Consider the following 26,429-nt stretch of genomic DNA (forward strand, 5'->3'; position numbering starts at 1 on the left):
TAAATAGCCATTCAAAAAGTTAAATAATGATGATAAAATTAGTTTTAAATTAGATTTGGAAAGGGTGAGGATATGTTAAAACCAGCACCATTGCATGTTGGTGATCATGTGGCCGTCGTCAGTCTTTCGAGTGGTACGCTCGGAGAACCCACGCAGCAACATCAATTGAATCGGGGGCTAAAACGGATGCGCCAACTAGGGCTCGTCCCAGTCATGATGCCGAATGCTTTGAAAGGGCGACTGATTTTACAGCAACACCCTGAATTAAGAGCCGCCGATTTGAAGACGGCTTTTTTAAACCCAAGTATCCGTGGAGTTGTGGCGGCAATTGGCGGTGATGATACGTATCGAACCGTGCCATTTTTGATGGCTGATGAGCAGTTTAAGACGGCGGTTCGGCGGTCGCCTAAACTGTTTACAGGCTTTTCAGATACGACGATCAATCATTTGATGTTTTATCAGCTTGGACTGCAAACTTTTTATGGCCCCAATTTTTTAAGCGACTTGGCCGAATTAGGGCCGACGATGTTGCCGTATACCACGAAGACTTGGCAGCGTTACTTTGAAAATCCTCAGCAGACAAGCATTATTAGCAGTCCGGTGTTGTATGACGAACGAACAAATTTCAGTGAATCGGCGCAGGGCACATTGCGCATGGCCCACACCGAAATGCATCATTACGAAGTGTTACGTGGTCACGGGACAATCAGCGGGACGCTACTTGGCGGTTGCCTGGACAGCTTTTATGATTTATTGACCACGACCCGTTATCCAGACGAACGGCAAGTTGCGGAACAGTTCAGACTGATTCCATGTGCAGCCGAATGGCGAGGAAAAATCCTGTTTATCGAAACGAGTGACGAGCGGCCGCAACCAGATCTGTTCAGGCGAATGCTTCAACGACTGCGACAAGCTGAGATTTTGACAAACGTCGCTGCTGTGATGGTGGGCAAACCGCAGAATGAACAGTACTATCAGGACTATCGCAAAATTTTGATCGATGAGACGGTCGATTTGAAATTACCAATTCTGTACAATGTTAATTTTGGTCACGCTTTTCCTCGGACGGTACTCCCGTATGGGGCACAAGCGTGTGTCGATTTTGATCAAGCCTCGTTAAAGATTTTAGAACCTTGGTTCGTGGAAGATTAATTCGTTGATCATTACAATGATTAACGGGTAGCGGAATTCGAGAGGAGTTGTGATATGCAATTAAAAATTCGACGTTTTAAAACTGCGGATGCACCGGCAGCTGCGGCGATGATTGCTCACACATTACTGACGAGTAATCAGGGCGACTATACTAAACCGTACTTGGATCGGCTCATTGCTCAGATGACACCAACTTGGTTATGTCAAAAAGCTGCTGCGACCCATTTTTATGTCGGCTACTTTCAACACCAGTTAGTCGCAACGGGGGCCATTGGTTCATATTGGGGACGTCCCGGTGAATACAGTCTATTTACGATTTTTGTTGATCCGGGAATTCAGGGAATGGGCGGCGGTCGGCAGATTATCCAAACGCTTGAACAGGATCCTTATTTCAGGCGAGCACGTCGTGTTGAAATTCCAGCATCAGTGACTGCCCGTAAATTTTATCAGCATTTTGGGTATCAGCTTAAGCCTGGAGAAACGTATCCAGATGGTGAAGGACTTTATCGATTAGAAAAGTTTCCACATGAATCGTTAGACTAGTAAATCGCGCTTTCCAGTGTTAGTTTACAATGTAAACAAATTGTAAAGCGACTGCAATCAGTTTGAGAACTTATCTGCACATTTTATCGGTAGGATAAAGTGTGCAGTAAACGTACATATCAAACTAATGATGGGAAGGCGAGTAATTTGGTCATGCAGAAAAAGTGGCGGTTGGTACTGCTGCTCGTGGGTTGTTTTTTAGGTGGTATCGGAGTCGTTCAGGCACACGCGGCGGTGCCGGATATCTCAGAGTGGCAAGGTCAGTTAACGAGTACCGAGGTTCAAAGTTTGAAGAGTCAGGCTGATTTTGTCATCAACCGGGTGCAATATGGGAGCAGTTATGAGGATCTCTACCACACCTCTAATGAGAGTCTCTATGTGAAATATGGTGTTCCGTTCGGGTCCTATGACTATGCGACTTTTACGAGTACCGCGACTGCTAAAGCCGAGGCAGATAAGTTCTATCAACGCGCAAATAAGAACACGAAGTTCTACGTCTTGGATTTTGAAACGACTTCCATGAGTAGCACGGCGGCCAACGCGGCTGTCAAGGCCTGGTATACTGAGATGCGGTCGTTAACGAGCAAGAAGTTGATTTTTTATTCGTACCAGTCATTTGCAACCACATACGCCAACACGGCCCGGCAAAGTTTTGATGCCCAGTGGATTGCAAATTACTCGTCTAAACCAACGGTATCGTTTTCACTATGGCAATATTCGAGCAGCTATTATTTATCCTCGCTAGGACAATATGTCGATAACAGTTTGTATGACAGCGCTTCTGTAACCACGTATCATCCGTTGAGCTGGTGGATTTCCGGGACTTCGGCATCATCATCGACCAGTTCAACTAGCACGACGTATGCCTACAGTAGTTATACGAAAGGGCAGCATGTGTACCTCAATAATGGGGCATCGAGCTATTATGACGGCACAAAAGTGCCCAGTAGCGCTAAGAAAAAATACTACAAGGTTACAGCAATCAAGTCAGTCACTAAGAGTCGTTCCAAACAGCTGGTTTACTTAAGTGGACTAAATAAATGGGTCTTATCACAGGACGTCACCGGCTATTGGGTCGGCCAACACGGATTATATCAACTTCGTGAAAAGAGCACCTTGTTCAAAGATGTTAATTTGACAACCTCAACGGGTAAAACCTTGAAAAAGGGTGGCATCTACAGTGGTAAATTGGTTAAAAGTGGGAATTTCTATCGAATTAAGGTGAGTGGTGGTTATATCACGGCGAAGGTCTCCAAATCTGATCATTGGTACTATGAATCAGTACCTTCTAGTGGCTGGATCAAGGCTAAAGTGGGACTCTACACCTATAAATCTTCAAACTTTGTTAAGTCTAATCGACATGCGTACCACGCTGCCGGCGATCGAATTAAAGTAACGAAGCTTTACTCACGGTCGGGTGGCTCACGCTATTATTTAACGAATAAAGGGAATTACGTTTCAGCCAACCGCTCAAACGTGGTCACACAATAAGTCAACTAAGTCGCTCAAAACGAGCATAGCCAGTTGATTACTAAACGACTTTCAGCAAGTTATTAGCTGAAAGTCGTTTTTTTGAGGAAATACGTCGATTGGAAGTACGTTAAGATTAAAAAGTGCTACACTTATTTTAATTATATTTTAATCTTGTGGGGTGGGAATACAATGAAAATTGGGACATTTTCTGCATCAACGCCGATTACGGCATTATCGCCAAACCGTTATGCTCGCGCACGACGGTTCTTGGCAACCCAAAGAGTGACCTTAGTTGCCGGTAATTTGACGGGACGACGGGATAGTTACCGTGCTGGTTCCATCAAAGAACGGGCGGCCGAAATCAACGTGTTAATTCATGATGATTCGCTGGACATCTTGATGGCAACGATTGGTGGGACGAACGCAAATTCGGTGCTAGCAATGCTCGATTACGAGTATCTCAATCAGCATCCCAAAACAATTGTTGGTTACTCCGATGCGACGGCCGTGTTATTGGCGGTGCAAACGCACGCGCCTAACTGTCGTGTGATTTACGGACCGGCCTTAGTAGCCTCACTTGGCGCCTTAGAGTCAGAGATCGTGACAACCACTTGGCAAAATTTTCTGACAGTCTACCGCGCAGCACCGGGGCAGGCCGTAACCGAACAGGCACCGGCACAGTGGACGGATGAAGCGGTCAATTGGGAGACCTTTGAACATCCGAAACACATGCACGCAAATACTTGGCATTATACGGCGACCCCCGTTTTGGCTGGCCGTTTGATCGGTGGGAACTTGAACACCATGTACGGGTTCTTTAACTCACCTTATTTTCCAAAATTAACTGGTAACGAGCTTTTATTTATTGAAGATGCCGAGAAAACTGCAGCAACGCTGGAAAAAAATTTCGTAATGTTAGCGTTGGCCGGTGTTTTTGATCAAATCTCTGGCATTATTTTGGGAAAACACGCGTTGTACGATGATCAAGGCAGCGGGCGGTTGCCGATCGATATCTTACAGGAGGTGCTGGGGGATCGCCAATTACCAATTATTTACGACTACGATAGCTGCCATACAGTCCCCATGCTCAGTACGCCATTGGGGGCGGATGTCCGGATTGATGCGCAGGATCGAACGGTGACGTTTAGTCATTTTTAGACTACCTTTTGCAATTAAAGACGGTTAGTAATCTCAAAAACTTTGTAAACCGGCCATACTTACATGCCTGATATAAGGATACTTGCTTTTTAATAAATGATAAACATATAATAAAACAATTAGATTAGCGAAAGGAGTGTGATGTTGATGCACAAATATAGCGTTCAAGTGGGGGTCTACACGCAGTATTTTTTTAAGGTCATTCGGGATACTCCCGGGGTGTTAATTTACACGATCTGTTTGCCACTTGTCTTTTTAATCATTAATGTCAGTAGCGCTTTCTTTAAACCTTTATCGCTGACAACTTATACGGCTCAGGTCATGCCCTACATTGGTTGGATGATTTTTTCCAATTGTCTAACGACTGCCAGTAGTGTCGCCATTCTTCGCGAGCAAGGTTATCTCAAACAGTATCGAACCTTGGTGGTTAGCCCCGCGGTTTTTATTGTCAGTCAGGCGCTGGTCAACTTGGGCATAATTTTGATAACTTTATTTTTGGTGGCCCTGTTGAGCACGATTACTTTCAAGTTGGCCTTTTTACCGTTGCTAGGCCGCTTATGGTTGACCGTGTTGCTTGCGTATCTACCAGTCACTTGTTTTGGTTTACCCTTGATTGCCTTGGCACTCCGACGTAAAACTGTCGATACGATTGTAAATGCACTGGCAATGATCGTCGTCGTGGGTACCTTTATGTTGAGTAACATGCTAGCAGTGTCTGCCAGTAACCCATTACTCAACCTGGTTAGTCCCATTTACTTAGTTACCAATGTTTTTGCGATGATCAGCGTGGGCCCCGTCAGCCACTTTATCACGACTTATCTTCTGAGTCTGATCGTATTATTGGTTATCGGCGGACTTAGCTATCGGCACATTAAGATTCTGCCAACGGAGGGCTTATAATGATGCATGTTGAGCACTTAGCATATCAATTTTCAAAAAATGGGCAACCGTTCTTCAAGGACGTGAGTTTTCAATTAAAAAGTCCCGGTGTCAATTTTTTGATTGGTCAAAACGGGGCCGGAAAAACGACACTGGCTGATATCATCACTGGTTTGCGGCCGGCACAAGGTGAATTAGACCTACCTAAAGCAGCCATTTATTTGAACCAACAACTCCCGTTACTGTCCTCAATTCGTGTGCGGGACGTTGCTCAACTGGTTTTGGGCATCGAGCACGGACGACTACAGTTGACAACTGAACAGCTCCAACAACTTATTGATACTCAAGCTTATCAATTCTTGGCCTCGTTGTGGGATCAGCATTATGGTCAGCTTTCTGGGGGCCAACGCAAATTAGTTCAGTTATTGCTGTTCTTACAAGTTGATCGCGAATTGATTGTTTTGGATGAACCAACAGCAGCGGTCGATCGGGAAAACGTGCAGTTGTTGTTTCAGGTCATGCAAGCCCATCCTGAGCGAACCTACTTGATGATTACACATGACGTTCGCGACCTGCATGCTTTTACAGATTACCAAGTGTTATGGCTCAATAATCGGCAGGTGACGACACTGTCCAAGCGAGCGTTTGAAACTGCGAGCGCGCAAGCTGACTTTGTTGCGCTCTTCAAAACGCAGTAATATAACAATAATGGCTCTTGCGCCGCAATGGCGACACTTATTTTGAGTCCCTTGGCGCTCGAAGTTGGCCCCGCTGGCAAGTTTCATAAAATGACACTAAAAAAACGGTACTCAGATTAGTTTGAGTACCGTTTTGCGTATTATTGGTGAGCGTACCTAGCCAAAGTAATAAATATAACCGATGATCAATGCCCAGATAACGATCCATAAAATACTGAATGCTAACTTGAAGTAATACAAATGAAAACGAAAACGACGGAAGCGGTCGCTACCGGCCAATTTGAACGTCAAGGTCTTATTATCTAATAATTGCAAGTAATCATAGAAACGGGGAAGCCACAGACCGCCCGCTGTTAACACGATTAACAATCCGATGACGGCAAACGCCGCTGCGGGGTAAACGATACTGGTATCGACCGTAAAGGCCGGTGCAAGAATGTTGGCATATAACAACCATAAAGCATACAACCCCAACGCGTAACCAATAATTCGAACAACATTAACGATAATTAGCCGTGACTTTAAGTCCGGTTGTTGTTGCATGAGTGCCCGATTCGCATGATAATGCTGGGTGCCAAAGCGCCCGCTGACCGGAATCAAGTATCGGTTTTGATGTAAGTATGGCAGTTGTGCTAACAGCGTGATCAATGCCACAACTGGTACGGCGATTGCCACCACCATTAGTAGGTACTCAATGGTGATCATGGGAACGGTGCTGACCCGGTAGGCCCAACTAATCCAACCGATCAGGATGAAGACGTCTAATGCCAAAACCAACCAAATCTGAAAGCGACGATAGTGTTCGAACGTGGCGGTATCGGCTAGCTGCCAATGATGGTCTTGAGTTGAGTGACCAATCAAGTAATCATAACTTTGCGTCGGCCACACTAAGGCAGGAATCATTAGCAAGATGATGCCAGCGATCATTAAGGCGATGCTTGTGACAACACTCCGAATCGGAAAAATCAACAGGGTTAATTTTGCGCTGACCAAGTAGCAACTGACTAGTAAACTGATAACACCGAGCCACCAGCAAGCTGCCATTCCATAATATAACCATTTCAATCGTGGGGCTTGATCAGTCACGTGTTGCCGCACTTGATGTTGCAATTGGAGCTGTGCGCGCGGCGCCAGGGCTTTAGCTGGCTGGATGACCGGATGCTGAAGATTGTGGTATTCCAACCAACCCATGAGTCCTAACAATAAAACTAAAAGAATCCAAACAATAACTAACATGGCAAAAGTCCTTTAAAACAATATAGTCGTGCGTATTAATAAGTGTAAAACGAAAATATGGTCAAAATGTGACGATTATTTAAATCTTGTAATTTTTTTAATGGTCAGTTGATTTAACGAAGCGGTTAAAAACCATTTTCTACGAATCAGTTGTGGACTAGACTATGCATGACTGATTGTAAAGCTTTGTTTTATCTGTAATAAAAAGCATTTGGAATTACTTACGATGTCTGTCATTGTGGGAGGAAAGTAATCATGAATCAATTAATGACGGAATTGGGACAAGTGTACTATCAGTACCGACCGGCGGGACCACAACAGCCGACGTTGATGTGCTTACCGGCGTTTGGCTGGGACGCCACTGATTATAATTTTAAGCATTTAATGGCACGATTGCCAAGTCAAGTGGGATTACTTGCCATCGACACGATTGGCGTGGGCCGTAGCATTCATAGTCAAATGGTGCGCACTGTCCCGCATATTTTAGCCAATCTTGAGGATATGGTTCACCATGAACACGTGAGCAACTTATTATTGGTGGGCCACAGTTTAGGCGCTAGTTACGCATTCTTATATGCCCAGCAGCACTTAGATAATGTTTGTGGCTTAGTTTTGCTTGAACCACCCTATGCCGCGATGGCACCGCAACTTCTTACAAACGTCCAAACTTTTATTGAAAACTATCCGAAACTAGTACAACAGCGACAAACTTTGACACTTCAGCAACTCCTAGCAGAAGTTAATCCTTTAAACCCACTGGTAGAACGTATCGCCAATGACGTATTGATTTAGCAGCTTACGCGAACCCGAGTATTCTGACTGAAGCGCAATGCTTACCGCAATTAGTAACGACGCTTCGAACCGCTGAAAAGCGGGTGCTGACGCTGCCAATCCAAGTTTTAGTCACTGATCAACGCTTGACGGCGTATTAACAATCACCGTGGTGCCAGCTTGGTCACCTGGTTCATGCACCAGGTCAGCATTATTTACACTGGACGAACGAAAATTTTGTCCGGCAACAACTATTGATTGCCCTGTCCCAGTCATAAGGGCAAAGAGCCAGCCACGGTATTAAATTAATTGCTGCAAAGCTAGTATTAGCAACATCTACCAATGGTCTGACTCTAATCCAACTGAATCAGCCACCCGCAACAAATTCGAGTATGCTAAAATGAAAGCAGATTGGTTGTGGAGGCGTTGGAAAATGCAAAAACAAGTAACGATTATTGGTAGTGGCATTGTTGGGGCGGTCACGGCGTACTATTTAAGCCAGAACCCTGACCTGAACGTCACGATTTATGATGAAGGTATTGGTCAAGCGACTAAGAATTCAGCAGGGATTATTTCACCCTGGTTATCCAAACGGCGTAATCAGCGTTGGTACCGACTCGCTAAGGCCGGGGCTGCTTTGTATCCGGAAATTGTTGCGGACACGCAAATGGGCTATTCTGTTTATCAACAAGCAGGAACGATTGTGACTCGTGCCGACCCGGATGATCTGCAGGCGCTATACGATTTAGCTCTAAAGCGCCGGCAAGCGGCACCCCAGATGGGAACGATTGAGAAATTAACTGCTGAAGAAGTCCAAGAACGGATTCCACTGCTAACGGCGCCCCAACCCGGTGTGTTTGTGAGCGGTGGTGCGCGGGTCGATGGCGATAAGTTTGCCCATAATTTACTGAAATACGCTGAAAAGCGGAACCTGGTCCGTCATAAAGGTAAGGTTCGTTTAGGTGACCAGGGCCAACTATTGACGGTTAATGGTCAGCAAAGCTATGACACGTTGATTTTAGCAGTCGGGGCGTGGCTAAAGCCGTTATTGTTGCCAATGAAGATTGTTGCTGATGTCCGGCCACAAAAAGGACAATTAATTGAAATGCAGCTACCTGAGACTTGGGCTGACGATGTTCCAGTGCTCATGCCTGAAGGCGAGCGAGACTTTATTCCCTTCACGCGCAGCAAATTGGTCGTTGGGGCGACGCACGAAAATGATCAGGGCTACGATTTGCAGGTTTCAAGTCTGGTTGAAGATGATCTCTTCGCTAGCGGGCTCAAACTTGATGCCAACCTAACTAAGGATCAAATTACGCAGGTAAAAGTGGGTACGCGTGCCTACACGCGTGACTTTGCGCCGTTCTTCGGTCCAATTCCGGATAACCCACATATTTTGGTGGCTAGCGGGTTAGGGTCATCTGGTTTAACAACAGGACCCATGATTGGTAAGTTGTTAGCCGATTATGTTCAAACTGGTGCCCATGATTGGGACCAGTATCAGCGACCAATTGAGACTTATTTAGACCTGGCTGATTAATTGCTAAGATGCAACCCTTGTTGTGCCAACTGATGAGCGCCATGATTATCGCTTTCAGCAATCCACTGAGTGACCACTAATTGACACTGGTCTTGCAAGTGCAGCAAAGTTGCCAGCTCGACACTGAAAGTTTTGCTATAACCCTTGGCGACGCTTTCGGCGACGATTTGACTATCCGTATAGAAAAAGACGCTGACTTGTGGACCATAAGAATCTAATAAAGTTTTAAAACCAGCAATCGCGGCCAGAAATTCTGCAGTATGATTATCACTGTCTGGCAAGACCTGTTTGAATTGGTGTTGTTGACCCTGATCAATAATTAAGATTCCCGCGGCACTACGCTGATTATCGGGTGTGGTCGCGGCATCTGTATATAATTGCATTAAGCTCACTCCAATGTGAAAGGAATTTTGTACTGTGAATAACGATAAGCATACCTTTAAATACCAACCAACGCTAGCGTCAAGTGTGATTGTCTGGTCGTGGACGGTGCTAGTATTGATGGCGGGGATTATTTTGTGGTTAGAAATCTTGAAGTTTAAATGGTGGTTGTTCGTCATTGTAGCCCTCTTTGTGGCTTTAGTCGCGGTTCAGATCAGTCTGCGGCGGGTCACGATTAATCACAACCTGATCATTTTTAGTACGGTCTTGAACCATTCTTGGCTCGTCATTCCGCGTGATCAGCTCGAACTAATAACGCCAACGCGAGGTGGGCTGAAGGTCCAAATCGATGGCAACCAGTATCGGTTTTTAATGCTGAAAAAAGCGCGTAATCAGCTGATTGAACTCGCAACCAGCCGATAAATACGAACAAAATATTTAAAACGTATAAATAAAGTTCATATTTTTGAATAACTTGTTATAATGAGTGTAAGCAAAAAGAACAGAGGGGCGGAGAATTGATGAAAGATATTGAAATTGCACAACAAGTGACACCAGAACCAATTACCACAATTGCGGCTAAGGCTGGTTTGTCAGTTGATCAGATTGACCAATATGGTAGTACCAAGGCTAAGCTCAAGTTGCCACTACCGGTCAAGAAAACGAAACGCAAGCTCATTTTAGTCACGTCGATTAACCCAACGCCTGCTGGTGAAGGTAAATCGACTGTGACCATTGGGTTGGGCGACGCATTAACTAAGATTGGCAAGTCGACGATGATTGCTTTACGGGAGCCCTCATTAGGACCGGTTATGGGCATGAAAGGGGGAGCCACTGGCGGTGGTTACTCACAAGTCATTCCAATGGAAGATATCAACTTACACTTTACCGGCGATATGCACGCGTTGACAGCTGCTAATAACACCTTAGCTGCCTTAATTGATAATCATATTCAACAAGGTAATCAGTTGGGCATTGACCAGCGTCGGATTCAATGGAAACGGGCGTTGGATATTAACGACCGGGCTTTACGGCATACGGTGATCGGCCTCGGCGGAGCGACATCGGGTGTGCCCCGTGAAGATGGCTTTGACATCACCGTAGCAAGTGAATTGATGGCTATTCTTTGTCTTTCTGAGAATATTGCTGACTTGAAGCAGCGCGTCAATCGAATCGTGATTGGCTACACTCATGATCGCCAGCCGGTGACAGTCGCTGACCTAAAAGTCGGTGGCGCGATTACGCTACTCTTGAAGGACGCGTTACGACCGAACTTGGTTCAAACGCTGGCTCATACTCCTGCGCTCGTCCACGGTGGTCCATTCGCCAACATTGCACATGGCTGTAATAGTGTGCTAGCAACGCAAGCTGGGCTGAATCTCGCCGATTACACGGTTACGGAAGCGGGCTTCGGTGCTGATTTGGGTGGTCAGAAATTCATGGACATCAACGTACCAGCCGTTGGCCAAGCTCCGAATGCCGTAGTAATTGTAGCGACGATCCGAGCTTTAAAGTTACATGGTGGCGTGGCGTTGAAAGATTTGGCAACCGAGAATGTGGCGGCCTTGAAAGCCGGTGCGGCTAATTTAGGACACCATATCCATGCGATGCAACGTTATGGAGTGCCAGTCGTGGTGGCCATCAATGAGTTTACGGCCGATACCGATGCTGAAATTCAATCGGTCAAAGCTTATTGTGCGGATCTTGGTGTCGACGCAGTCTTAGCCGATGTCTGGGGTCGCGGTGGTGATGGTGCGACTGACTTAGCAGCTGCAGTAGTTGATTTATGTGATCAACCAAGTCAGTTTCAACCGTTGTCACCGGCGGATGCTGATTTAAAGACGAAAATCAGCGACATTGTTACTAAGACTTATGGTGGTGCGGCCGTTGAGTACTCGGCGAAAGCCCAACGCCAACTAAGAACCTTTGCTAAGCAGGGTTGGGACCACTTACCAGTCTGCATGGCTAAGACACAGTATTCATTGAGTGACGATCCGAAAAAATTGGGAGCGCCAACTGATTTCACGATCAACGTTCGTGAGTTTGTTCCTAAGTTAGGTGCCGGCTTCATTGTGGCCTTGACTGGAAATGTGCTCACCATGCCAGGATTGCCAAAATATCCAGCCGCATTAGATATGGATATTAGTGATGACGGTAAAATTTCAGGGTTATTTTAATTAATCTATCAGTCGATGCCAGGTAGGGTCGACTTTTTGTTTGTTTTCAACCTCGTGTGTGCTTGATGGCAGTCAACAATTGTCAAGGGCAAAAAGCTTGTTAGTGACCATGATGCTTCAAAGACCAAGAAGCTGGTCACTAGTCATCAGATTTGGCAGAATCATATGTAGCTGGGAATGTTATTTTTAAGCAGCACCAATAGTGACTTAGTTATTAAGTCGGTAATAAAAACCGGGTATTTCCTGCCGGAGTTTCGTACAAGTGGGACGTCTTTTGGTATAATTAAACACAGCTTAGCGAAATGTGAGGGCAGAATATGTGGATCTATTTAATTTTAATGATAGCTTTAGTAGCAATTGATCAAGTTATTAAGGCGGCGATTGTTAGTCATATTGCGTTGGGGGCCAGTACTAGTGTCGTTACCGGGTTATTATCACTTACGAACTTACATAACAACGGGGCTGCTTGGAGTATTCTAGAAGGTAAAATGTGGTTCTTTTACTTGATCTCAGTTGTGGCTTTAATCGTAATGGGCTATTTGCTTTGGCGGTTACGAGGTAAATGGTTATATGAAATCGGCATCTCACTGATGATTGCTGGGACGTTGGGCAATTTTATTGATCGGGTACGTATTGGGTACGTTGTTGACATGTTCCAACTCGATTTTATTAATTTTCCAATTTTTAACTTTGCCGATTCATGTCTGACTATTGGCGTCATATTTATTTTAATTGGCGTACTACGGGATGATAGTTTTGAAAAATAAGTAATAGGGAGCTGATAACGTGGCAGGAGCGACCACGGAACAACATTTTACGATTGCAGATCAGACCGGCCGATTAGATAAGGTGTTAGCCACTTTACAATCAGTTTGGACAAGGTCACAGGTCGATAAATTGATTAAGACGAACCAAGTGACGGTGAATGGTCAGGTTCAAGCTAGTAAGTACCACGTTAAGGTTGGCGACGAAATTATTGTGGCTGCCCAGACGGTCCAACAAACAACAATCGAACCGGAAAACATCCCGTTGGACATTGTTTATGAAGATGATGATGTCCTCGTGGTTAATAAACCCCAGGGCATGGTCGTCCATCCAGCTCCCGGACATCCGGATCATACACTAGTGAATGCGTTACTGTATCATAGTCCACTGTCAACGATTAATGGTGAGTTTCGACCAGGAATTGTCCATCGGATCGATAAAGATACGTCCGGTTTGTTGATGGTTGCCAAAAACGACCGGGCCCACCAATCGTTAGCAGCGCAACTCAAGGCTAAGACTAACCTTCGTGAATACGTTGCGCTTGTACACGGGGTCATCAAAGAAGAAACGGGGACCATCAATGCACCACTAGGCCGGTCCCCCAAAGATCGTAAAAAACAGGCCATTGTTAAGACTGGGCGACCAGCAGTGACTCATTTCAAGGTATTGAAACGTTATCAGTATTATACGCTGATTAGCTGTCGGCTTGAGACGGGACGGACGCATCAAATCCGGGTTCATTTGCAATCAATTGGCCATCCACTGGTTGGTGACCCACTATATGGTCCTAAAAAGACGCTCAAAGGTCATGGCCAATTCTTACACGCCAAGTTACTAGGGTTCAAGCATCCGGTGACGGGTGAATTATTGACTTTTGAAGCCCCGTTACCACCAATTTTTACGGCAACCTTGGCGAAGCTTGACAAAACCGATGGGAATCATTAGTCTAACAGTAATGAACGTCCTTTAATCCGGCCCTGCGAGACTGAAAGGCAAAACTGTTAACAATAGCGTTTCGTCGACGGCCGTGACCTTTTGTCCGGCCGTCTTTCTTTGTCACATGGGTGGTTCAAAATAGCGATAATCACAAATTGGGAGGCAATTATGCAAAAAGAAGTTGTTGATTCAATGGCGATGAAACGGGCACTGACCCGAATCACGTACGAAATTATCGAACAAAATAAGGGGATTAAAAATATCGTGTTAGTGGGTATCAAGACCCGTGGCGTCTATATTGCACAACGGATTGCGGCCCAATTGCAACAGCTAGAAGAAACGGCAATTCCGGTAGGTGAATTGGATATTACAGCTTTTCGTGATGATCAGCCACTTGATCGACCACGGGTGTCAACTGGCTATCAGCTCGCATTTTCGGTGGCAGATAAACGAGTGATTTTAGTGGATGATGTTCTCTTCACTGGTCGGACTATCCGAGCGGCCTTAGACGCGTTAATGGGAGGCGGACGACCACAAAGTATTGCACTAGCGGTACTCGTCGATCGCGGTCATCGTGAATTGCCAATTCGAGCTGATTTTATTGGCCGCAATATTCCTACTGCTCGTCAGGAACGAATTCGAGTGGCAGTCAGTGAAATCGACGGCCATGATGGCATTGAAATTATTAATTAATCAGACTAAGTCAAACAGATGAGAAGGGATCGCAATGGCAGACCGCTATTTGATTCTTGAAGATGGCAGCGCCTATTTAGGTGAAGGCTTTGGCTCGCCAGCGGTTTCAACCGGAGAAATCGTCGTCAACACGAGTATGACGGGCTATCAAGAAATTATTACTAATCAAATTTATCATAACCAAATTGTTGCTTTTACGCAGCCGACCATTGGTAGCTATGGGATTAACCATGATAGCTACGAATCGATTTTGCCGACCGTCAAAGGGGTGGTTGTTCGGGATGTCGCTAGTATTTCAACTAATCGGCAACGACGCTGGTCACTTGATCAATACTTAAAGCAACAAAATATTCCGGGAATTAGCCACATCGATACGCGCCACTTAGCTAAACAATTGCGGGCGAGTGGACCGATGAAAGCCAGTATCGTTGACGTGGCTGACGCCCATGCGTTTGACCAATTAGGGGCTACGGTACTCACTAATCAGCAAGTAGCTGCAGTAGCGACGCCTAAACCATTTCCTAATCCTGGAACCGGCTTAAATGTCGTGGTGATCGATTTTGGACTCAAACACGGTATTTTACGAGAACTCAGCAAACGAGCTTGCAACGTGACGGTCTTACCCTACACGGCAACAACGGAAGAAATCTTGAATTTGGATCCGGATGGCGTGGTTTTATCAACTGGACCTGGTAAACCTCAGGATTTACCAGCCAGTGTGACTGAGATGATTAAGAACATTCAAAACCGAGTACCCTTGTTTGCGATTGGGCTTGGACACGAATTGTTTGCGATGGCTAATGGGGCCCAAATTATGAAATTATCGCCGGAACACCATGGAGCTAATCATCCAATTCGGGAAGTGATTACGAATCAAATTATTTATGCTTCTCAAGGGCAAGGCTTCGCAGTGGATGCGGATACCGTTGACCGGAACAAGTTGATAACAACGTTTGTTGATTTGATTGATGGGACGATTCAGGGACTGCGCCTTCGAGATTTTCCAGCATTTTCGGTGCAATTTTTTCCCGATGGTGCGCCAGGTCCCACTGAAACACGCGATATTTTCGATGAATTTGTTGAATCAATGCAGCAAGCAAGGGGGCCAATCTGGTGAATAATCAAACCTTACAAAAAGTGCTGATTATTGGCGCTGGTCACAATGATATTGGACGCGAAGGACAACATGATGCGGCAGTGACCCAAATTGGGGCGGCTATTCGGCGTCTTGGGATTGCCGTCGTTCTAGTCGATAACAATTCCTACTCAGTAGCAGCTGAAAATCGGTTTGCTGATAAGGTCTATTTAGAACCACTGACCGTGGCTGCACTGTCGAAAATTATTGAGACTGAGCAACCCGATGGCCTAATCCCATCACTTGGTGGGATACAAACTGTGACGTTAATTCAAGGGTTGATTCGCAATAACGTGCTTAAAAACAATCATGTTAAATTATTACAATGGAATCAAGATGTTGTCGATTTGATTGTCAATCCGGCGCTAATGAGCAACCGGTTAAAGGATATGGGAGAACCGGTCATTGCGTCACAAGTTGTAGCTAGCACGACCGAAGCAATGGCGGTTGTACGTCACGTTGGTTTTCCAGTAATCGTTAAATCAGTCGCACCGCGGATTGAAGCAAGTCGTCAATTGTGTGAAGATGAAGCTGAACTACAGCGGGCGCTAGCAATGGGCTTCAAAGTCTCAGGAACTAAACAATGCATTGTTGAACAAAGTATCGTTGGCTATAAGGAACTTGAGTTCGTCGCCGTCCGTGATCAAAAGGACACGGCGTTACTAGTTAGTGGTATGGAAAATTTTGATCCAGTGGGGATTCATTCCGCAGATTCAATTGTCTTTGCGCCCACCCAAACGACTACGGATCAAGAGTACCAACAGTTTCGTTCGGCGACCTTAAAAATTATGCGGAAATTACATTTGAGTGGTTCGTGTCATGTTCAATTTGCACTTGACCCGACAACTCAAAGCTATTATGTCATTAAGGTGACACCGTACTTTGATCGTACGATGGCCTTGGCAGCCCGTGCAACGGAGTATCCGTTAGCTCAAGTCGTGGGTAATTTAATGGTTGGGATGAGTTTGGCAGAAGTCAAATTACCAGGAACCTATCGTAAGCAAACGGCACTGATTGAACCGGTCTTAGATCACATTGTTTGTCGGATTCCGGTCTGGCCGTTTAACGTGTTGAAGAAGGTCAGCCACCAATTAGATACGGTCACTGAGTCGACTGGGTCAGTGATTGGCGTTGGCCGTTCAACGGAAGAAGCCCTGCTGAAGGGATTGCGATCCACAGATGAATCGCGCTACCACGTGATTGCCAACCGGCCACAGAACTATTCAGAAGGTGAATTGATCCAACGCTTGATTCATCCACAAGCCGGCCGGATGTTGATTTTACTGGAAGCGTTGAATCGTGGCTATCAAATCGATGAGTTAGCGGAATTAACTAAGATTGACGCTTTTTATTTTTATAAGTTAAGTCATATTTTGGAAATTGAACGGGCATTACGTGAACGCCCGTTTGATGTGCATGCACTTGGGCGTGCCAAATACTTTGGCTTTACCGATGAAGATGCTGCCGCGGCTTGGCATACCGATGTAACAAAGGTTCGGCAGTTTGCGCTTGAAAATGAAATTCAACCGACCTTTAAAGAAATTGAACCAACTGCGGGTGAGTTTACTGAACAGACGAGTACTTACTATTCCACCTATGAATTTGATAATGAAAGTCAGCCGTCAACTGGTCGTCGGGTGGTTGTCATTGGGACAGGTGCCAACCGGATCGGAACCAATCATGGGAATGATTACTTAGTCTCACAGCTCTTGTTTTATCTGAAGAAGGCAGATTATGAACCTGTGTTGATTAATGCGAACCCGAACAGTGTGGCGATGACACCTCGTTTGGCGAAGAAGCGCTATGTTGAACCTAAACAGTACTCAGATATTTTGAATGTGTTGGCCATTGAGAAACCGTTAATTGTGTTCACCACTTACCATGATTATCGGTTGGGCCAAAAACTAGTTCAAGACGGCTATCAAGTAATTCAAATCAACAATAGTTTGCCGCGTGAGCAAATCAAAACGAATGATTCGCCAGCCGTCGAAGTTATTACAGATGGCACCGATGTGACGATTTTCGGTGTGAGTGAAATCATTGCCGGGAATAACTTGCGAGGCAATGTGCGCGGGGCGGTTGAAGTCTTCCCGATTCGTGATAAGGCGGAAAATCAAGCGATTAACGCCCTACATGCTGAGATCAAACAACGGGTCCTAGCGATGGGCGCGCCCGGACTTTATACGGTTCGGCTAGCAATTGCCGATACGAAATTGCAACTGGCTACGATTGAGCCGATGAGCATTGCGACAATGGCACTGATCAGTAAAGCTAGTGGTTCAAGCGTGACACGACTATTACTTCACGTTAAGTTGGGTGAGGCGCTGGCTAAGGTCATGTATGATTATCCAGATGTTAACAAGTTGAAGCCAGTTTATGTTCAGGCGAATACGTTCCCATATAATCATTTACAAATTTATGATGATGTCGAAGCGACTGGCGAACCGGGGCACGCGACCGGGACGGTGATTGCACATGGCGATACATTGAAAGATGCGCTGATAGCGTTGAATCAGGGAAATGAGGATACGGACTTTTAGAGATGTCGTTACTAATAACCGCTAACTGATCATATAATTTTGAAGAGCAGATGGATGCTTAGTCCGGATGCTCTTTTTTGGTATATCAGTTTGATAATTATAGTCTCAGTCATTTAGGTGGGGAATCTAATTATAAAAGGATTAAAAACGCTTTCATTTGTGATATGCTTATCTAAAGACTAATTAAGGTAGGTTATGCAAATTGACAAAGACATTGTATATGATGCGGCACGGTGAAACCCTATTTAACCGGCTCAAAAAAATTCAAGGTTCGTGTGATTCACCATTGACGGCCAAGGGAATTGCGGATGCTCAACGCGTTAGCACGTATTTTCAGGACCATGCGATTACGTTTGATCATGCGTATAGTTCAACTCAGGAACGCGCAAGTGATACCTTGGAATTAGTCACTAAACAACCCTATGAGCGCTTAAAAGGTATTAAGGAATGGGGTTTTGGAGTTTTTGAGGGTGAAAGTGAAGTTTTGAATCCGCGACCCGATCCAATTCGTCGTAGCCACGGCGATTTTTTCTGTCAATACGGTGGTGAGAGCGATATGCAAGTACAAGCGCGCGTGGTTAAGACATTAAGTGCGGTGATGGCGCGGCCTGATCATCACCAAGTATTGGCCGTTAGTCACGGTGGGGCTAGTTTTATGTTTTTGCGCCGGTGGTTGTCAATGGACGAAATTGAGCGTCGCGGAATTGTGTTGAGTAACTGTGCGGTTCTCAAGTATCAGTATGATAACGGCGCGTTCAAATTTGAGAAAATTATTAATTTGAGCAGTGCCAACTAAGATGACAACTATTAAAAAATAAAGTTATGTAAACTAGATAGACTTTATCTGCCAGCTTGTGTTCTAAGCATGGGTTTAGGGCTGTTCATCAATTGTTAGAATAAAGCGAATAGTGATTAGCGCCACTGAGCAATTTACAATGGCTGATTTTCAGCTCAAAAAATAAGTTGAACAAGTAGGCTTTTATTTTTGAACCGACCAGTTATGCTTCGAAAAGACGCTTGAACGGTGGCTAAACCACTACTTAATACAATACAAAATAATGACCGGTTTTATGGCCTATTAAAACCATGCCCCCTCATCATGGTTGAACTAAGCTGGGTATCATGAGGGGAGTTGGGTTTCCATTAAGATCGCCAAAACGTCGTTGTAGCCTGTTTTGTATCAATATTGTACTGAATTGCGTCGGCGAGGAGCTGGTTGTTAAACGGAGTATCGAAACGGACCTGCCACAACATTTTGGTGGTCGTGTCGCCTGCCGCGTTAATCGCTTCTCGAAATGTGTTCAATGTTGCTGCTTCGAGGGCGATATTCAGATGATTTTTAGCGGTACTAAAGCCAACGATGAAGGTTCCGTGATCGGTAAACATGGGTTGATTCCAGGCTAAGCGCGGCTGTAGTTGTGGGAAGGTCGTGTGGACCCAGTTAAGAAGCGTCACCAGCTGTACTTGGTGAGGTGTTGGGCTCATCTTTTCGAGATACGGTTCAAAAACGGTCAAATCAGCATCAAGTTGGTTGGCCATGAAAGTTTGCCTCCATTCAATCTTTTGACTTCAGTGTACTGGATACACTGAGCCACTGCAACTAAAAATAATCCCGTTCAATCAGGTGCCCACACGGCTGATTAAACGGGGTTATTTTTTAGTTGCGTTATTGAGCCCACTACGATTCATAACGCAGTTGGTGGTTGTCATTAATTGGTGAGATTCCAGTGCCAGTATGGCTGGTAGTTAGCAATGTAGATTACAGTTGGATCGGCGCTCCGTGGCCGGAATTGACGGTTCGTAATCGTTAAGAGTTGTGGATGACGCATAGCAATCAGTTCCTTCCTTAATTGAATACCTTTAGTTTAGACATTTAAGGGAGGATTAACTACTGAGTTTTGATAAGGCACGCATAAGAATTTCTTAGAAAGGTGTTAGCGTTACTGAAATTAGGCCGTCGCCATAGTACTAAGACGACAGTAACAAATCATTGTAATGTCGTTAGACTAGCAATATTAATACCATTATCTTCAGGTGCTTCTAGTGCCGCTATGCCGTTGCCAAATAAAATTAAATAGCGAGTGGTCCTATTCAAGCTAAATATTGTGTGGGTTGATTCCAATATGCTTGGAGTTCATTGAAAAAGTTACTGAGGTGGTCACCGTCAATCGTCGCATGGTTGACAGTAATACTCAGTGGCATCAACGTTTTATCATCGCTTGTTTGGAATTGACCAGCTTGATAAATCGGAAAAAAACTATCGAGTGGTTTAAAAGGCAGTGGTGTATAACTACTAAAATGGATTCCGGGAAGACTGCCGATGTTGACTAAATTAGGGGACTGGGGTGCTTTGGGCATTGGTCCCGAGATAGTGCCAAATTCAGTCTGGTCAGCTAAATAGTGGTGATAAAAGATTTGGAAGTCAGCGTCATAAGCGGTCCACAGATTGGCCATGGTGTGATCAGCATGTAGAATCGTGTAGGACGGATGTAGGACATCGAAGGTCACCAATTGGTCATTCAAATAACCAATGCGCATCTCTGGATGGGTGGTCAACAAACGACTGACTAAGTACAGATAAGCCGCGTTAAACTTAACGTGGTGGGCTTTAGTCCAAGCTAGCGTTGCGGTGATGTCCATATTGACGGTGAGACTAAACCCACTTGGCGCCATTTTTGTGAAATAGTAAAAGTAAGTTTGTCGCGGCCAAGTTGTTTGATCAATGGGGATAGCATGCATGTTCGGTTTTTCAGTTGTCATATTAGTCATCCTGCCAATCTTTAGGCCGTTGATTATAACCGCGTTCGTCAAACGGTTGTAAATCTTGCAGCCATTTAGTTTTGAGTGTCTTAAGTGTTGCTCGCATATTGGTCACATCAGTCGTTTCTTTTTTCCAAAGGACCTGGTAAGAAAAATCAGTTGGCACTTGTTGGTTCCAGTCGGTCTGCAATTGATTCGCACGATAGAAGTTTTTGTTGAGATTTAGTTGGTAAAAAGCCCAGCGGTTGTGCAAGTTAGGTACCGTGTCAATCCAGATCTTGTGATTACGTTCGTTGGTAATCTGGATGACGCCATAATAAGTTGGGGCGAGTTTATACGCTTGTTGTAGGGCGCGTTTTTCGGTTGGTTGCATATCGTTAGTCCTCTCTAGTAGCTGTTCGCCAGTATTGCCGACCATCGACCGTTCGCTTTAAAAAGCCATAGTCGATCAGATAGCGGCGAAGTGTGGTGTAATCAAAATAAATTGGTCGTAAATAATTGTTAAGTTCAGTTTCATTGAATGGCTGGTCGGCCGGAATTTCGTCAATAATGCGTGTTAAGATCGTGACAATCGTTTTTTGCTTTTTAGGCCATCGTTTCAATTGTAGTGGCTCATGAGTGAAGTCGAAATACTGCTTAAGTGTTTGGGTGACTTCATCTTCAGTAATTGCAAACCGATCATCGACAATTCCAGGCTGTTCAGGTAATGCAATCAGATCATCGGCTGTCTGACCAGTTTCAAAGACCAATTGATAAATCGCGAGATAGAGTTTAGCCTGTTTAGCTTTCTCACGAAACGTGAATTTTTGATGTCGAATCGTTGCGGCAGCTAATTGAAATTCTTTGGCCAGGTCGGCGTCCTTGATCCCGGTCGCAAAGGCTGTCAGTAAATCTTGCTGCTTAGTCGTGAGCGTATTGTAACGACTGTCTAAATGAATGAGTTGAGAGCGATTGCCGTCGTGAGCAATCGTCAAGTGTTGCTCAATTGTTGTGATTGGCGTAGTTGTTGCCCAGTTAGCATCACAATAATTGCAGTTCAAAGTTGTTGTGGTTTGATGCCAACCACGCATTAAATCACTGACAGTTAAGTTAGTTAGGTCCATGGGCCACCTCCAATATGACTGATTATAAAACTGTTTACTGAATATGTAAACAGTTTTATCAACATTAAGTTTATTATATTGATAAACTTAAAATCAATTTTGTTGTTTATTGTTTCAATAAACATGATACAAATATTCTTGATGCTCGCGCTGATGACGCTTACAATAACTACGAGTATTTAAATATGAAAGGATGTGGGACAATTGGCCAGTTATCATCGGGCATTTGGAGTTTATGGTATTATTGGCGATCAACATGCCCTTGTGGTTACTAAAAAATTTGGTGGCCCTTATACCAATCGCTATGATTTGCCGGGGGGGAGCTTAGAAGATGGTGAGGCGTTAATTGATGCGATCCGCCGGGAAATTCAGGAAGAAACTGGGTTAGTCCCAACTGAGCTGACACAATTGGGGATCACGAGTTTCCGGTATCCTTGGCAATTCGAGCAATGGCGCATGAATCAACATATCGCCGTCTTCTACCGGATCACGCAGACGAAAGGACAACTGGCGAAACAAGTTGCCAACTTTGAGGGGCAAGACTCCCACGGTGCGTTGCGAGTACCTTTGAGTGAGTTAACGTTAACTAATGCGTCACCACTAGTATTGAAAGCTAAATCGGTGTTGTTGTCTGGACAGTTTGATCCGACCGATCAGATTTATAATGACTGGACCGTTTTAGACCGGGCCGTTTATTAATTAACGCTGATAGCGATTAGTGAAGTGAACCACTGGGGTTAGGCGTAAGTGGGATAAAAGCCAGCTTTATGGTGTGGACTAATCTTAATTGGAACAGCGCTGACTTTTGCTAGTTTAGTGCGGGTCAAAGTCATTATTTTTCCAGCTAAGGCGTTGTTTAGTGCTAATTGTGAGACACAATTAGGTTTGCCAACGATTAGCAAAGTAACTAAGTGGTTCAATGTTTAGTTATCTTGAGGGGATATTTGGCCACATTATTTTATTCTTACGTAGTGGGACTAGATTCTTCCAGCGGCGGGAGGTTCAGGCTGTTATTATTTGAATAGGGATAGGTAGGTCGAAACTAAAGAGCGCGTGCCCAGAAAGATTCTGAGCACGCGCTCTTTAACGGTTTAGATTTGTTTAATGACATTACGCGTGTGGCGTTAGTCGTTCAACAAGGTCAGCATTCGGTGAAACGTATAGCGTTTTTTGACCCTCGTAGATTACAAAGCCGGGTTTGGCACCATTGGGCTTCCGAATGCGTCGAACCTGAACGTAGTCGACCGGAACGGTTGCTGAAGCGCGTGCTTTGGAGAAATAAGCAGCCAGATTAGCTGCTTCTGTAAGCGTCTGCTCGCTAGGATTATCAGAATGGACAATCACGTGTGATCCAGGAATCTTTTGCGTGTGTAGCCAGTAATCACTTTTGCGAGCTGTTTTCAGGGTTAACTGATCATTTTGCCGGTTGTTTTTCCCAACCGAAATGGTGGTGCCATCACTAGCGATGAATTCCTGTGGTTGACTAGGTTTCCGAGAGCTCCGCTGTTTTTTCTTAGTTCGGTGTTGTTTCAAATAGCCTTGTTGCGTCAATTCTTCGCGAATTTCAGCGATGTCGGCGGGACTAGCCAGTTCGATTTGTGTCTGGATATTGTCCAGGTAATCAATTTCAGCTTGTGTCAGTTTGATTTGTTCACCAACGAAACCGACCGCATTTTTTTGTTTTTGGTAACGTGAAAAGTATTTCTGCGCGTTTCGAGAAGGCGAGAGTTGATTAGAGAGCTGGATTTTTAACGGTGTATTATCGTGATAGTAGTCCGGTAAGGTGATTTCAGTCATTCCGCGTTTGACTGCATGTAGATAGGTCGTTAAGATTTCACCCTTTAATCGAAGTTCATCAGCCTGTTTAGTGTTAGCCAAGGTTTGTTCCAACTTTTTTAGCTTGTTACGATTTTTCTTCAAGTTATTTTTAACAACTCGAATCAGATTGCCAGCTTGTTGTTGCACTCGTTCACGTTGTGCAGCATCGGCATAATAAAAATCGAGTAACTCGCTCAGCGACTCAAATTGGCGCGTTGGCTTACCGAAATGGCTAAACGGACCAGCAGCAAACATCGTCTTATGATTCGGTAACGTAATTAACGTCGCTTGTGGCTGGTCGAACTGAACTAAAAAGTCTTGGTAATGTTGATTGAGATCGCCAGGTTGATGCAAATCAGCAGCTAATTGTTGGGCACTATCACGGCCTAGGCCTTGATAATGTTGTTGTAGCTGTTTTGCTAAGACGTCTTCATTTGGGTAGTCTTGAACTAATGTCTGATAATCAGTGTTCGGTGTAAATGGATCTTGTTTGTCTTGCTTGGGGGGCTCGATATAGGTCGCACCCGGTAGCAGGAGTCGATAACGATTTTGATCAGCCCCAACATGTTTGATAGCGTCAATGATTTTGCTAGTTTGATTGTCAACTAAAATCACATTACTGTGACGCGCCATAATTTCAATAATCAGGGTGAGTGTTTCGGCATCACCGAGTTCGTTACGAGTCGTCACGGTGAGGTGAACGACCCGATCGTTAGCCATTTGGGTCACATCAGTAACAATGGCACCTTGTAAGTATTTACGCATCATCATCGCAAAGTTCGTCGGCACGGCCGGGTTAATCGTTGGAATCTGAGTCGTTTGAATACGTGGATACGTTGGGTCAGCAGATAACAGAACGGGTTGATTCTTCCGGTTGGCCCGGACAGTCAGAATCAATTCGTTTTGGTATGGTTGATTAATTTTGGAAATACGACCGCCAACAAGGGCTTGGCGTAATTCGGTGACCATGGCATGAGTAAATAGACCATCAAAGGACATGTGATCACTCGCTTTCTAAGATATTCGTTATCACTTGTGAAAACACAAGTTAACCGGGTACTAGTATACCGTCTTTAAGTTGGTAAACACAAGTTAACACCCCGGTTTTGTAGATAAAGCTGGCGAATTGCTAACCGATGTTGGTATACAAGCTGGTCAATAATCGTTATGTTTATAATGATGTTATATGCAAAGACTATTTTGACGGTATTCTAAGCAAAAAGTAGTCGCAATTGAACGGCCAATATTGTATAATACAAATGTGAATTATTGTTGAGAGGAATGAACAATCATGAAATCAAGTTTAACGGCACTTGCGGAAACGGCAAAATTACAAACGGCCATTTTGAAACAAATTACCAAAACTCAGGGAATCACCGTTGCAGAATGGCAATTACTGATTCAGTTGCAGGCGGGTGCTAACACTCAAGAAAAATTAGCAGCGGCGATGCAATTAGATACATCAACGCTAAGTCGTCAGCTTGCCAGTTTGGTTAAGAAAGAACGATTGAGTAAGGAAGCCATTGGCCGTGACCGACGACAACTGGTTTACACGATCACCCCTGCAGGGACAGACACATTGACGACGATTAACACTAATTACCAACAATTTGAAGCTGAGGTCTTTGATAAATGGCCACAAGATGAACAAAACCTGTTACGGATTTTGTTAAATCGGCTAAATAAGTCAGTTAGTCGAATTTCTGAATCATAATTTTCCAAACGGTCGAAGGTAGAGTATGGTTCGATTTTATGCTATGATGTTTGTTATTATTTTAAATGAGAAGTAGGTGTAAGTCATGAAGATTGCTGTTGTTACTGACAGCACGAGCTATTTGACACCGCAAGAGGTCGCAGACAATGATATTCATGTCGTGCCGATTCCGGTTATTATAGATGGGAAAGTATATCAAGAAGGTGTCGACATTAAGACGGCCGACTTCTATGCAAATATGAAATCATTTAAGTCGTTTCCAAGTACGTCCCAACCACCCGTGGGGGAAATGGTGTCGTTTTATAATCGTTTGGGTGATCAAGGCTATGATGCGGTTATTAGTATTCACCTTGCCAGCACGATTTCTGGTTTCTATAACAGTTTGATGAATATGCGGGCAATGGTCGACAATATTAAGCTCTACCCGTATGACTCTCAGATTACGGTTCGGCTGATGGGTTATTTAGCAATAGAAGCATCGCGGATGGCTAAAGCAGGTCATAGTGTTGAAGAGATCCTCGCACGCCTTGATGATTTACGGGCGTCAATGGGCGAATATTTTATTGTGGATGATTTACAAAACCTCGTTCGTGGCGGCCGGTTATCAAATGCTTCCGCGTTCATTGGGAGTGTCTTACGCATCAAGCCCTTGCTGACCTTTGATGATCAGAGTCACGAAATTGTTGCGTTTGAAAAGGTTCGCTCGACCAAAAAGGCCTTAGCACGAGTTGAGCAATTATTTGCCCAAGCGCAAGCCAAAGTCGACTATCCACTACGAGCGATTATCGTTCAGGGGAATAACTTAGCAGCTGCCGAGGATTGGAAGGAGAAACTGCAACAAGTTTATCCAGAAATGCCAATTGACATCACTTATTTTGGTCCGGTGATTGGGGCCCATTTGGGCGATAAATCGCTAGCCTTAGCCTGGTTGAAAGATATTGACAAGGCATACTAAAT

General features: G+C 44.7%; 26 protein-coding genes. 19 read left to right on the forward strand and 7 right to left on the reverse strand.

Going from position 1 to position 26,429, the window contains the following annotated elements:
- Window positions 1–72: 72 nt before the first annotated feature.
- The 6 genes from RXV91_RS03080 (at window position 73) to RXV91_RS03105 (ending at window position 5,903) form a co-directional block, all read left to right on the forward strand.
- Window positions 73–1,152, forward strand: coding sequence for an LD-carboxypeptidase (locus RXV91_RS03080; protein WP_316438620.1), 1,080 nt, complete (start codon window positions 73–75; stop codon window positions 1,150–1,152).
- A gap of 54 nt (window positions 1,153–1,206) precedes the next feature.
- Window positions 1,207–1,695 carry a GNAT family N-acetyltransferase gene (locus RXV91_RS03085; protein WP_316438621.1) on the forward strand — a complete coding sequence of 163 codons (489 nt, stop codon included), beginning with the start codon at window positions 1,207–1,209 and terminating at the stop codon, window positions 1,693–1,695.
- Window positions 1,696–1,842: 147 nt separating this feature from the next.
- Window positions 1,843–3,186, forward strand: coding sequence for a GH25 family lysozyme (locus RXV91_RS03090; RefSeq protein WP_316438622.1), 1,344 nt, complete (start codon window positions 1,843–1,845; stop codon window positions 3,184–3,186).
- 81 nt (window positions 3,187–3,267) lie between these two features.
- On the forward strand, window positions 3,268–4,326 hold the full coding sequence (locus tag RXV91_RS03095) for an LD-carboxypeptidase (protein WP_316438623.1): 1,059 nt from the start codon (window positions 3,268–3,270) through the stop codon (window positions 4,324–4,326).
- Window positions 4,327–4,467: 141 nt separating this feature from the next.
- A complete protein-coding gene (locus tag RXV91_RS03100; protein WP_316438624.1) occupies window positions 4,468–5,226 on the forward strand; it encodes a hypothetical protein in 759 nt (252 codons plus the stop codon).
- Window positions 5,226–5,903 (forward strand): ATP-binding cassette domain-containing protein, encoded by a 678-nt coding sequence (locus tag RXV91_RS03105; protein WP_316438625.1) that lies wholly within the window; start codon window positions 5,226–5,228, stop codon window positions 5,901–5,903. Before RXV91_RS03100 ends, RXV91_RS03105 begins: the two co-directional genes overlap by 1 nt.
- Before the next feature lie 156 nt (window positions 5,904–6,059).
- On the opposite strand, the gene RXV91_RS03110 is transcribed toward RXV91_RS03105, so the two are convergent.
- Window positions 6,060–7,139: a hypothetical protein gene (locus RXV91_RS03110; protein WP_316438626.1), complete on the reverse strand. Its 1,080-nt coding sequence runs from the start codon at window positions 7,137–7,139 to the stop codon at window positions 6,060–6,062.
- Between the two features lie 255 nt (window positions 7,140–7,394).
- On the opposite strand from RXV91_RS03110, the gene RXV91_RS03115 reads away from it, so the two are divergent.
- Window positions 7,395–7,931: an alpha/beta hydrolase gene (locus RXV91_RS03115; protein ID WP_316438627.1), complete on the forward strand. Its 537-nt coding sequence runs from the start codon at window positions 7,395–7,397 to the stop codon at window positions 7,929–7,931.
- Window positions 7,932–8,343: 412 nt separating this feature from the next.
- Window positions 8,344–9,450: an FAD-dependent oxidoreductase gene (locus tag RXV91_RS03120; protein WP_316438628.1), complete on the forward strand. Its 1,107-nt coding sequence runs from the start codon at window positions 8,344–8,346 to the stop codon at window positions 9,448–9,450.
- Here RXV91_RS03120 and RXV91_RS03125 read toward each other — a convergent pair.
- A complete protein-coding gene (locus RXV91_RS03125; RefSeq protein WP_316438629.1) occupies window positions 9,447–9,833 on the reverse strand; it encodes a ribonuclease HI family protein in 387 nt (128 codons plus the stop codon). The genes RXV91_RS03120 and RXV91_RS03125 overlap by 4 nt on opposite strands.
- A gap of 34 nt (window positions 9,834–9,867) precedes the next feature.
- On the opposite strand from RXV91_RS03125, the gene RXV91_RS03130 reads away from it, so the two are divergent.
- The 8 genes from RXV91_RS03130 to RXV91_RS03165 all read left to right on the forward strand — a co-directional run bounded on the left by RXV91_RS03130 (window position 9,868) and on the right by RXV91_RS03165 (window position 18,873).
- Window positions 9,868–10,254, forward strand: coding sequence for an EbsA family protein (locus tag RXV91_RS03130; RefSeq protein WP_316438630.1), 387 nt, complete (start codon window positions 9,868–9,870; stop codon window positions 10,252–10,254).
- A 98-nt stretch (window positions 10,255–10,352) separates the two neighbouring features.
- A complete protein-coding gene (locus tag RXV91_RS03135) occupies window positions 10,353–12,008 on the forward strand; it encodes a formate--tetrahydrofolate ligase (protein WP_316438631.1) in 1,656 nt (551 codons plus the stop codon).
- A 317-nt stretch (window positions 12,009–12,325) separates the two neighbouring features.
- On the forward strand, window positions 12,326–12,775 hold the full coding sequence (gene lspA / locus RXV91_RS03140; RefSeq protein WP_316438632.1) for a signal peptidase II: 450 nt from the start codon (window positions 12,326–12,328) through the stop codon (window positions 12,773–12,775).
- A 19-nt stretch (window positions 12,776–12,794) separates the two neighbouring features.
- Entirely contained in the window at window positions 12,795–13,718 is a 924-nt protein-coding gene (locus RXV91_RS03145) for an RluA family pseudouridine synthase (protein WP_316438633.1), read from the forward strand.
- 159 nt (window positions 13,719–13,877) lie between these two features.
- Window positions 13,878–14,402, forward strand: coding sequence for a bifunctional pyr operon transcriptional regulator/uracil phosphoribosyltransferase PyrR (pyrR, locus tag RXV91_RS03150; RefSeq protein WP_316438634.1), 525 nt, complete (start codon window positions 13,878–13,880; stop codon window positions 14,400–14,402).
- A gap of 34 nt (window positions 14,403–14,436) precedes the next feature.
- A complete protein-coding gene (locus RXV91_RS03155) occupies window positions 14,437–15,519 on the forward strand; it encodes a carbamoyl phosphate synthase small subunit (protein ID WP_021731511.1) in 1,083 nt (360 codons plus the stop codon).
- Window positions 15,516–18,077: a carbamoyl-phosphate-synthetase gene (locus tag RXV91_RS03160; RefSeq protein ID WP_316438635.1), complete on the forward strand. Its 2,562-nt coding sequence runs from the start codon at window positions 15,516–15,518 to the stop codon at window positions 18,075–18,077. The genes RXV91_RS03155 and RXV91_RS03160 overlap by 4 nt, the downstream gene beginning before the upstream one ends.
- Before the next feature lie 202 nt (window positions 18,078–18,279).
- The gene (locus RXV91_RS03165) at window positions 18,280–18,873 is read left to right on the forward strand and encodes a histidine phosphatase family protein (RefSeq protein WP_316438636.1); all 594 of its coding nucleotides are present in this window, start codon (window positions 18,280–18,282) and stop codon (window positions 18,871–18,873) included.
- Window positions 18,874–19,220: 347 nt separating this feature from the next.
- Here the strand turns inward: RXV91_RS03165 and RXV91_RS03170 are convergent, their stop codons facing one another.
- The 4 genes from RXV91_RS03170 to RXV91_RS03185 all read right to left on the reverse strand — a co-directional run bounded on the left by RXV91_RS03170 (window position 19,221) and on the right by RXV91_RS03185 (window position 21,940).
- Window positions 19,221–19,616, reverse strand: a complete 396-nt coding sequence (locus RXV91_RS03170; RefSeq protein ID WP_316438637.1) for a DUF1801 domain-containing protein — start codon at window positions 19,614–19,616, stop codon at window positions 19,221–19,223.
- 552 nt (window positions 19,617–20,168) lie between these two features.
- Entirely contained in the window at window positions 20,169–20,837 is a 669-nt protein-coding gene (locus RXV91_RS03175) for a chloramphenicol acetyltransferase (RefSeq protein ID WP_316438638.1), read from the reverse strand.
- Between the two features lies 1 nt (window position 20,838).
- Window positions 20,839–21,210 carry a GIY-YIG nuclease family protein gene (locus tag RXV91_RS03180; protein ID WP_316438639.1) on the reverse strand — a complete coding sequence of 124 codons (372 nt, stop codon included), beginning with the start codon at window positions 21,208–21,210 and terminating at the stop codon, window positions 20,839–20,841.
- Window positions 21,211–21,214: 4 nt separating this feature from the next.
- A complete protein-coding gene (locus tag RXV91_RS03185) occupies window positions 21,215–21,940 on the reverse strand; it encodes a DUF2087 domain-containing protein (RefSeq protein WP_316438640.1) in 726 nt (241 codons plus the stop codon).
- 204 nt (window positions 21,941–22,144) lie between these two features.
- On the opposite strand from RXV91_RS03185, the gene RXV91_RS03190 reads away from it, so the two are divergent.
- Window positions 22,145–22,639: an NUDIX hydrolase gene (locus tag RXV91_RS03190; protein WP_316438641.1), complete on the forward strand. Its 495-nt coding sequence runs from the start codon at window positions 22,145–22,147 to the stop codon at window positions 22,637–22,639.
- A 411-nt stretch (window positions 22,640–23,050) separates the two neighbouring features.
- Here RXV91_RS03190 and RXV91_RS03195 read toward each other — a convergent pair whose 3' ends face one another.
- Window positions 23,051–24,757, reverse strand: a complete 1,707-nt coding sequence (locus RXV91_RS03195) for an NFACT RNA binding domain-containing protein (RefSeq protein ID WP_316438642.1) — start codon at window positions 24,755–24,757, stop codon at window positions 23,051–23,053.
- Window positions 24,758–25,049: 292 nt separating this feature from the next.
- Here RXV91_RS03195 and RXV91_RS03200 point away from each other — a divergent pair, with 292 nt between their 5' ends.
- On the forward strand, window positions 25,050–25,472 hold the full coding sequence (locus RXV91_RS03200) for a MarR family transcriptional regulator (RefSeq protein ID WP_316438643.1): 423 nt from the start codon (window positions 25,050–25,052) through the stop codon (window positions 25,470–25,472).
- Between the two features lie 85 nt (window positions 25,473–25,557).
- On the forward strand, window positions 25,558–26,427 hold the full coding sequence (locus RXV91_RS03205; RefSeq protein WP_316438644.1) for a DegV family protein: 870 nt from the start codon (window positions 25,558–25,560) through the stop codon (window positions 26,425–26,427).
- Window positions 26,428–26,429 lie beyond the last annotated feature (2 nt).

This window comes from Lactiplantibacillus sp. DA1, from assembly GCF_032681335.1.
Lineage (GTDB): Bacteria > Bacillota > Bacilli > Lactobacillales > Lactobacillaceae > Lactiplantibacillus.